General features: G+C 72.0%; 7 protein-coding genes and 3 pseudogenes. 4 read left to right on the forward strand and 6 right to left on the reverse strand.

Going from position 1 to position 8,402, the window contains the following annotated elements; genetic code table 11:
* Positions 1-580: 580 nt before the first annotated feature.
* Positions 581-799 (reverse strand): annotated as a pseudogene (locus ACIO5E_RS14635) (transposase); the annotation flags it as partial.
* 36 nt (positions 800-835) lie between these two features.
* A complete protein-coding gene (locus ACIO5E_RS14640; protein ID WP_400667279.1) occupies positions 836-964 on the reverse strand; it encodes a hypothetical protein in 129 nt (42 codons plus the stop codon).
* Positions 965-1,084: 120 nt separating this feature from the next.
* Here ACIO5E_RS14640 and ACIO5E_RS14645 point away from each other — a divergent pair.
* Both ACIO5E_RS14645 and ACIO5E_RS14650 read left to right on the forward strand, forming a co-directional pair.
* Positions 1,085-1,186, forward strand: a pseudogene (locus tag ACIO5E_RS14645) (winged helix-turn-helix domain-containing protein); the annotation flags it as partial.
* A 673-nt stretch (positions 1,187-1,859) separates the two neighbouring features.
* Complete coding sequence (locus ACIO5E_RS14650) at positions 1,860-2,045, forward strand: hypothetical protein (protein WP_400667281.1); 186 nt, start codon at positions 1,860-1,862, stop codon at positions 2,043-2,045.
* Between the two features lie 19 nt (positions 2,046-2,064).
* On the opposite strand, the gene ACIO5E_RS14655 is transcribed toward ACIO5E_RS14650, so the two are convergent.
* A complete protein-coding gene (locus ACIO5E_RS14655) occupies positions 2,065-3,447 on the reverse strand; it encodes a hypothetical protein (RefSeq protein ID WP_400667283.1) in 1,383 nt (460 codons plus the stop codon).
* A 381-nt stretch (positions 3,448-3,828) separates the two neighbouring features.
* Complete coding sequence (locus ACIO5E_RS14660) at positions 3,829-4,065, reverse strand: hypothetical protein (protein WP_400667284.1); 237 nt, start codon at positions 4,063-4,065, stop codon at positions 3,829-3,831.
* Between the two features lie 322 nt (positions 4,066-4,387).
* Here ACIO5E_RS14660 and ACIO5E_RS14665 point away from each other — a divergent pair, with 322 nt between their 5' ends.
* A complete protein-coding gene (locus ACIO5E_RS14665) occupies positions 4,388-5,245 on the forward strand; it encodes a hypothetical protein (RefSeq protein ID WP_400667286.1) in 858 nt (285 codons plus the stop codon).
* Between the two features lie 441 nt (positions 5,246-5,686).
* Entirely contained in the window at positions 5,687-6,169 is a 483-nt protein-coding gene (locus ACIO5E_RS14670) for a hypothetical protein (RefSeq protein WP_400667288.1), read from the forward strand.
* On the opposite strand, the pseudogene ACIO5E_RS14675 reads toward ACIO5E_RS14670, so the two are convergent.
* Positions 6,135-6,476: pseudogene (locus ACIO5E_RS14675) on the reverse strand (transposase); the annotation flags it as partial. The gene ACIO5E_RS14670 and the pseudogene ACIO5E_RS14675 sit on opposite strands and share 35 nt — an antisense overlap.
* A 473-nt stretch (positions 6,477-6,949) precedes the next feature.
* Complete coding sequence (locus ACIO5E_RS14680) at positions 6,950-8,110, reverse strand: alpha/beta hydrolase family protein (RefSeq protein WP_400667289.1); 1,161 nt, start codon at positions 8,108-8,110, stop codon at positions 6,950-6,952.
* Positions 8,111-8,402: the final 292 nt, after the last annotated feature.

Here is an 8,402-nt window from a genome sequence, read left to right on the forward strand (position 1 = left end):
CTCGCAAGTGCGACCGTGACCTTCGGGACGACCACGGCGACGATCACCACCAACACCGGGACCGTCATCACCGGCATCATCCCCGCCGGCACCCCGAGTACCACCGTCAACGTCACCGTGACCACCCCGGGTGGCACGGCGTCCGCCGGAACCGTGACCTACACCGCCTGATCGACCCGGCGGCGCTGCCGGCCTTCGGGTGACACTCCGAAGGTCGGCTACCCGTCTTAACGCGCTGATCCTTTCGGGGTGGGCACTGGCCGGGTGACGGCCCGGCGGTTGAGGTGAGGGCAGAACAGACGAGGCTCCGGGCGGTTGAGAGAGACGTCTCATGTCTCAAGCAACCAGCCCGGGAGCCTCGTTGGTCAACGCCGCCGCTCTCGGCGGAGGGGCGGCGAAGACGTGGCAGAAAGCATCTGTGTCTGACACTCGACGCAACTGAAGCCACAGACGTCTGCTGGCAAGCAGTACCTGTTCAACTGCCGCCAGATTCTGGTGGAGTCCGGCCGCTGGCGACCGCACACGGTCATCAGCGGCCGGACTCCCGTTTACCTTCCCACTTAGGGCGTCCGCCAGTAGGTCATCGGATGCGGGGGCTTCGAGGCCGGGTGTCCCAGCGGTAGAGGGTCCAAGCCCGTCGGATTAGGCAGCGGACAGTGATGATGACGCTGGCCAGGGCGATGAAGAACTCGACGATGGTTCTTCGTCGCTCGGTGCAGCGGCGGAGCTTGCCGAAGTTGTTCATCCAGGAGTTCGTACGTTCGACCACCCAACGCCCGCCAGCCTGGATCGGGGTCGGGCGCCGCCGTGTCTGGTACGGGGGCGATCCGCGCGCTCACTTCTCTCCCCCGCCGGCGTCCTCTGCGGTCCCGGACGAGCCGCCCGCGCCCGCCGAGGTGCCGACCTCGACGGCCGCCTCCGCCGCCGCGACGACCGGGCGCACGGTGACGGGGTCGGCGACCACCCAGGCCGACTCCTTGTCCTCGCCCCACCTCGCGTTTGCGATCCACGGCAGCCCGGGCCCGGGCCGGCGCCGGGCGGTCACCACGGCCGAGCGCCACCGCCCGCCTGTACGGACCCAGGCGCGACGCTGATCGGCCGCAAGTTCCACGTCTCCTACAGCGTCTCGGGGGCCACCCGTCTGATGCGCCGGCTCGGCTTCACCCCGCAGGTCCCCGCGCGGCGCAGCAGGCAGGGCAGGCGGCTGGCTGCGTCGGGTGAGCTGTCGGCGCTGGTCCTCATCCGCCTGCCGGGAGGTCAGATCCGGTCGCGGTCCCAGTCGCTGTCCACGCCGCCCCAGGACGAGTCGACAGCGCCCCACGTCGAGTCCGGCGTGCTGATGCCCCACACCGAATCCCTGCGCACACGAGTGTTCATGATGTCCTCCCGGCGTTCCGTGGTCAGGGGGTCCCCTTAGATCCACGCGGGCGCATGCGGAAGGCCCTCGTCCGCGCCTGTGCCATACCGGGTACGGCACCTCCGATCGCCGCGCCGGTGTAGGCCTGCCGGGCTTTCACGCCACGGAGCCGCCTCGGGGCTGGTGTCCTGGGGTTCGTCCCAGGGCATGACGAGAGTGGGCTCGCCGTCCGGGCTCCAGGCCACGCGTAGGTCGCGGTTGTCGGCGTGGGCCCGCCAGCCGTGTGTTTGCGACGGAGTCCGCGCAGACCAGCGCGGCGCGTACCCGGGCCGGGCGGCGCGGGGTGACGCTCTCGTCCCAGGCCAGGACGTCCAGGACCGCGCAGCCGTCCAGCGCCGCTCAGCCCGGCGCGGCGACCTGCCGGGCCCAGGTCGAGCGCACCTGCAGCTGGATCAGGGGAGGGCCACCGTACTCCGCCTTGTACGTGAAGAACATGCCCGGGGTGTCGTCGGCGTCGGTGGTCCACGACTCCACCAGGGCCTTCGGCCTCACCCGCGACGAGGACCGCCCGGCCGACCTGCTGACCTTCGGCGTCCCGGAGGGCTGGGCACAAGTCTGGGCGGTCCGCACACGCGACGGCGAGGTCGCGGTGATCGTCGCCCCCGGTCCGGTACCCGCCGGCCCGTGACCAGAAGACACTCCGGCCCTCAGGTCAACGCCCTGCACAAATCCTCATCACCCGGGACGTCCGCCCGTACGGCGAGCGCGTGGGCCTCGTACAGGGTGCCGGTCGCGGCGGCGTTGTCGCCGTTGACGAGTTGTGCCATGGCCAGGTCGGCGAGTGCCCTGGCCAGGCGCCGAGTGCCGTCGGCGGGGTCCGTCGTGTGGAGGCGGCGTTCGAGGTCGACGCTCCGCCGCAGCCGGGGGATCGTGGTGTGGGCGTAACAGGACGGGTGTTCTCCCAGGACCGCCCGGCGCAGGTCACGCCGCCGGGTGAGGGTGCCGAGGGTGGCAAGCAGGTAGCGGTCGTCCGGAAGGGGCGGCGGGCTGTCGGCGCCCTCGGACGCGCAAGCCTCCTCGAACGCACAGGCCTCGCCGGACGTGCGGGTGTTCTCGGGCGTGCCGGTGATGTCCTCGATAGCCCGCACGAGGGCGTCCAGCCCGTCCCGGAAGGACGTCCGCAGGCTGAAGGACCAGTGGTGGATGGACAGGCCCAGTACCGGCTGGAGGGGTTGGCTCGGGTCGACGCCGAGCGCGAGCGGGTCCGGTGCCTCGGCCGCGGCCTGTTCGTCTGGCACTCCGGAGCGGGCGAACAGTACGCTCCGCAGGCCTTCGTGGAAGCCGAAATTGTCGGTGCCGCCCCGGGCGGGCAGGCGTTCGCAGGACCGGGCGGCCTCTGCGAGCAGGTGGTGGGCCGGTCCGGGGCGGCCGAGGTCGGCGAACCACAGCGCGGCGCCGACGGTTCGCAGCGTCGTGACGGGGCTGTGGGCCGGTTGCGCGCGGTCGTCGCGCAGCCAGGCGAGGGCCTCGTGTTCGACGGCCACGGCCTCCTGGATGCAGCCCGCCAGGCGCAGCAGCAGCGTGAGGTCGAGCAGCCGCCACATCAGGTCGGTTCCGCCTTCCTCGGCCACCGCCCGGGAGCGCTCGGCCACCGCGCGGGCGGCGTTCACGGCCTCGTCGAACCGTCTCGCCTCGGCGAGGGCGTGGGAGAGCGCGGCGCGCATGACGGCGGCCCGGCCGAGGTCCGGTACCGGCCGGGCTGCTTCGGCACGCCGGGCCAGGTCGGCCGCCTCCTGCTGGGCGGCGAGGGCGAGGTCGTCGGCGTGGACGAGGGAGTAGTGGTGGGCGAGGGAGGACAGGGCGTGGGAAGCGGCGCCCAGGTGTTCGGCGGCGCCGTCGGCAAGCAGGGTGCGGTAGATGCCGGCGGACTCCTCCAGGAGGCGGACGGCGTCCTCGGGCCGGCTCTGGGAACGGCGGTACGCCAGGCTCCGCAGCGACTGCGCCAGCGCGGGCAGGCCCGAGGCGGGGTCGGCACGTGCCTCCACCCGGCACCGGTCGACCGTCTCGTCGGTAACCGGATCCCGCCTCATACGCGTACTCCTCGTACGGCGCGGTCGGACAGGGCTCCGCAGGTGGTCGTCACACGTTTCCTTCCCGGGGCAGGGACACAAGGGCTCTCCGACCCGAACGCCCTTCCACCCGGAATGAGTTCCGGACATCAGTGGCACCGTTCGCGGAGAGCCTCTCGGGGGGTTCCGACACGCCCAGAAGCGGCACCGGCCGACCCCGGTCGGAACTGTCTTGGACGGCCTCCGCCGGCCCCACTCCGACGGTTTCGTCTGGCCCTACCCCCGAACGGTCAGCGGAATGACTGCCTCGCCCGCCACGGGCCCGTTCCTGCTGGCCATGTCTGTAGACCAGCCCGGCAAGCGGCCCGCCTTCGAACGTTTGGCGGCGCCAACTCCCACCGTTCAGGTGGGGCCACTGGACTCCGTCGCAGACAGTGGGAGGGGACGGTCCACCATGAGCCCCGCCAGCACGGCCTGCTGCCGGTTGGCCAGGGCGGTGGGCCCGGCGTCGGTGACCACCAGCGCCACGGGCGGGTATCCGGCGCGGGTGTGGCCGGGGTAGGCCCGGCGCCACCAGAGGACCGTACGGTCGGCCGGCTCCTCGCCTGCGAGGGCCGGGTCGTTGTCACGCACCTTCACGCGGAATGCGGTGTTGCGGCCGGCGCCGGTGACGGGAGACGCCCGAAGGCTGAGTGACCGTCGGTGTCCAAGCCACAAGGCGTTCCGGGCCGCTTCGCCGGTCGGTGTGTCCTTAACGGGCGGGCATACTGGCGCCGTGCCAACCGCCGAGGAACCCCACCAGCCCCCTTCCCGTGAGCCGGAGCCAATAGCGCCGGACCGGGCGACACCCGACCCGTTCGAGGGACTCGTCCTGGACGGGCGTTTCATCGGGGACGCCGCCGTCAAGGAGCCGACCGCCCGAACCCGGATGCTCGCCGCGCGGTGGCGGCAGGTTCCGCCGGTGGACCCGGGAGGCCGCCGCTGGGCACCTGGGGCGGCCTCCGGCGCGGCCCGCTCAGGGTGGACCCGGCCCGGACGCCGGCGCACCGTGCTGATCGCGGTCACCGCTTTCGCGGCGCTCCTGGCCGTCACGGTCGGGGCGGACCCGGCCGGTCTGCTGAACAGGGACAGCCCGGCGGCGCGCAACCCGCGGGCCGTGCCCGCATCGCCCCGGCCGACTGTGGACGTCGCGCTGCCCGGCAGCGGGGTCTCCGACGGCACCAAATGCGGCACCAAGGGCTTCCACCACTTCGAACCGGCGCCCGCATCCTTCACCTTCGCCACCGGACCACAATCGGACGCCCCAGCGCCAGGACCGCAACTCGTCCTCGGCTCCTACGGGTTCTCACGGACCTCGCCCAAGGACCCCGGGCACTTCACCATCGGTCTCGGGCTCGGCCCGGGCTCCGGCGACCGCACGCTGGACCTGTCCGCGCCACTCGGCCCGCAGGGCGTGGCAGTGGAGATCGAGGGCCCGGACGGCCTGGTCGCCGGGGCCCACGGCCTCCCGCTCACACACGACGGCGACGCCCCGGACGACGCCCCATCCGACGCGGGCGGCACCGTCCACGTCGGACCCGAGAACGGCGCCTCCGTACAGGTAACCCTCCCAGCCGAAGCCCTGTGCCCGGGCTTCGACGGCTTCGCCCTCCAGCAGTTCCTGGTGGCGCCGACCGACTCGCACAACACCATCACCGGCCAGCCGTACTACCGGCTCACGGTCTCCATCTCCGATCCGGCGATCGGCGCACTGCGGCGCCAGGCGGGCTCGACGGTGCCGGGCGACGTGCTGGCAACCGACAACCGGGTGCCCTACTGACCAGCGCCACCCAGCCGTCCAGGCCGTCGACGTCACGCTCCGTCCAGCCGCGGGCGAGGCCGGCACCGTGGTGGAGGGTGCGGATGCCGTCGTGACCGGACCAGCGCAGCCACATCGACCCGCGCGCCAGTGGGGAGTCGAGGACCGGGCGGCCCAGGTCCCGGTCGGCGGGCGCGGGGCGGCTGCCGCACAGAGCCAGCTCCAGCCACCTGGGCGCGGCGACGCCTGCGGCATCGGAGGAACGGGCGGCGGCCAGGTCCGGCTGAGCCGGCCTGACGACCTCCTAGGGCCGTCGCGGGTCGCCTTGCCGCCGGCCTGGGTTGGCCTTAGAAGCCGTTGTCTTTCCGACAATGATTGGTGCGTTTCCGCTGTTCAGGCATAGTGCCGGTGCCTCGGTGGCAGCGACGGGGTGTCGTGTCGTCTCTTCGGTGGAGGTGCCGGATGCCGTCGGTGATGGGGCTGCTGGAGGAGCGCGAGCGTGCTGCCCGGCAGCGAGTGGAGGTTCTGCGAGCCGAACTGCAGGAGGCGGAAGCCGTGTGGGAGCGGTTCGTGATTACCCGTCAGACGGTGGCCGAAGTCCTGGCAGAACCTCCTGCGGGCAAGGAGGCATCGCTGGCCGGAGTGGCCGGTGAACGGCCTGCGCGGGTCGCCGGGGCGGTGCCCGGATCGGTGGTTCCCGCCTGGCGGGAAAATCTCGATCCGGGTGCGCTGGCGCCGGACTACCAGCGGCTCGTGGAGGCTCTGGCCCTCAGTGGGGAGGAGATGGACTGTCGTCAGCTCGCGGCGGCCTTGGGTCTGGAGGTGGTCGCGGCGAAGGTGGAAGGAGCGCGGTCGAAGGTGAAGCGCCTGGCCGCGCGGGGCTGGCTGGCCGAGGAACGCCCGGGGATGTTCAGCGTGCTCGCCGGGCGAGCCGGCGGCTCATGACCATGCTCATCGGCCACCGGATCATCGCCTCGGAGGTGTCGGTGCGGGTCTCGTAGTCGCGGGCCAGGCGGCGTGAGTGCATCAGCCATGCGAACGTCCGTTCCACCAGCCACCTTTTCGGCAGCACCACGAAGCCCGTGGCGTCGTCGGTGCGTCGGACCACTGTCAGGGCGATCCGCAGGACATCGCGGGCGAGGTCGACCAGGCGTCCGGTGTAGCCGCCGTCGGCCCACACCAGCGAGATGCGCCAGTGCCGCTCACGCAGCCGCTCCAGCAGCGTCCGGCCGGCCTCGCGGTCGGTGACGGATGCGGCGGTAACCGGTCATGTCCGAGGGGGTACCTCGGACGCCTGTGCGGGCGGTCCCCGGCGTTCCCGAACAGGTGAGCGAGGCAATCACACGACAGAGGTGCGGAGTTGGACGGCAACGTCACGGAGACGGAAGACTGCGGCACCAGGGGCCTCCTGTTGCTCGACTGGATTCGACACCCACGAGCTGCGCGGGAGGCCCCATTTTCATGCCCTGCCGACCAGAAGATCACCCGACCGAGTCGGCAGCCTCGAACTTACGATCACCAAGATCGATAGAGCAACGGCTAGTGATCTCAGGACATCGTCCGCACCGGCGACTGGGCTGATCCCGCCTGGCCCCAAGCTGCGCGCCGCCACCGACGGCTAGGAGCTGTTCGAAGTTCGGATCATGTGGTTGAGGTTGTGAGGCGGGCGCCAGAGATCGGCGGCCAAGCGGTCCGCGCACCGAACGGGGACACCGGCTGTGTCTGCTACGGGAGTTGGACGGTGACCTCCGGCTCCTCCGGCGACGGTCCGTCGAACAGCGGCTCCCACATCCCCTTCAACTGCTCGTCGAAGAAGGCACCGAGGTAGGTGCGGGTGATCGCCAGGCCGCGTGTCGGGTCGATCGCTCCGGGGGCGCTCGGCATGCCCACGGCCTGGGCGAGCAGCGGGAGGTCGCTGAAGGTGCTGTGGTCGGCTCCGGCGACGGTGAGGCGGCGCTTCCAGCCGTCCAGGTTGGTCCAGGCGTCGTCCCAGGTGGTGTCCGTCTCGTCGTGCTGGGCGCCGAACAGCAGGAAGGGGCGCCCGCCGAGGCCGGTGGTCGGGGCCGGCGCGAAGAAGGTGCCGTCCATGTTCACGCCCGCCCGGACCCGGGTGTCGGCGGCCATGGTGGTGGCGGCGGCGTCACCGCCGATGGAGTGGCCGGCCATGCCGATCCGGTGGCGGTCGATCAGGCGGGCACGCCGCCAAGGGGAACGGTCGGACGTCAGCTGGTCGATGACGAACGAGGCGTCCTTGGCGCGGCTCTCGGCGATGGCCGGCACCCCGCCCTCCGGCGGCTGGTCGCAGATGGCGCAGGCGAGCGTGTGGCCGTCCGGGAAGGTGACGCCCGCGGACTCGTAGGTGTGGTCGATCAGCGCGACCACGTAGCCGTGGCTGCTCAGGTCTTCGGCGATGCTGGTGAACAGGGCGCGCGGGAGGCCGAGTCCGGGCGAGAGCAGCACCAGCGGGAACCGGCCGTCCGCCGGGCGGGCGTCCGCCCGGGCCCAGGTGCCGACGGCAGCCAGCGCCTCGGGCGGCACTACGCGGTTGGGGGTCTTCCAGGCCAGCAGCAGGCGGGCCTCCTCGGTGGTCATGTAGGGCACGGGCGTCCCGCTCCCGGGCCGCGCCGGGTAGTACATCGACACCATCAACTGCCGTGCGCCGGCAGACGGAACCCACGGGTCCTGCCGGTGCTGGTCGACGAGGTGCAGCAGGTCGCGCCCGACGGCGTACGGTCCGGTGGGGTGGGGCAGCGTGGCCATCGGCGTGGCCGAGACGGCCGCAGCGGGTGCGGCGGGGGCGGCGAACGCGGGGGCCGCGGCGACGATCGGCAGCGGCAGGACGAGGGCGAGTGCGGCGGTCACGGCCGCGCGGCGGAAACTGTGCATGGACTCGAACCTAGGCTTCGGGTAAGGTAATTGACGTCCGCTCCGGGGATGATCGCAGCATCCACTTCCGGGTGGATCCGGGCTCCTCCCACGGACGGTCGGGCCCGGGGCCGGCCTGTCGGCGGGGCTGGCTAGGAGCTGTTCAGGGTTCGGATCTTGCAGTGACTCAGTTCCGGGTGGGTGTCTCTGATAGAATTCGGGCTCGTGGCGCGTTTTGATGTGACGGATGCCGAGTGGGCCTTGATCGAACCGCATGTGCCGGTGGCGGCCACCGGGCCCTTGCCGCGGCGGG

It is taken from the genome of Kitasatospora sp. NPDC087314, from assembly GCF_044744365.1.
Taxonomy (GTDB): domain Bacteria; phylum Actinomycetota; class Actinomycetes; order Streptomycetales; family Streptomycetaceae; genus Kitasatospora.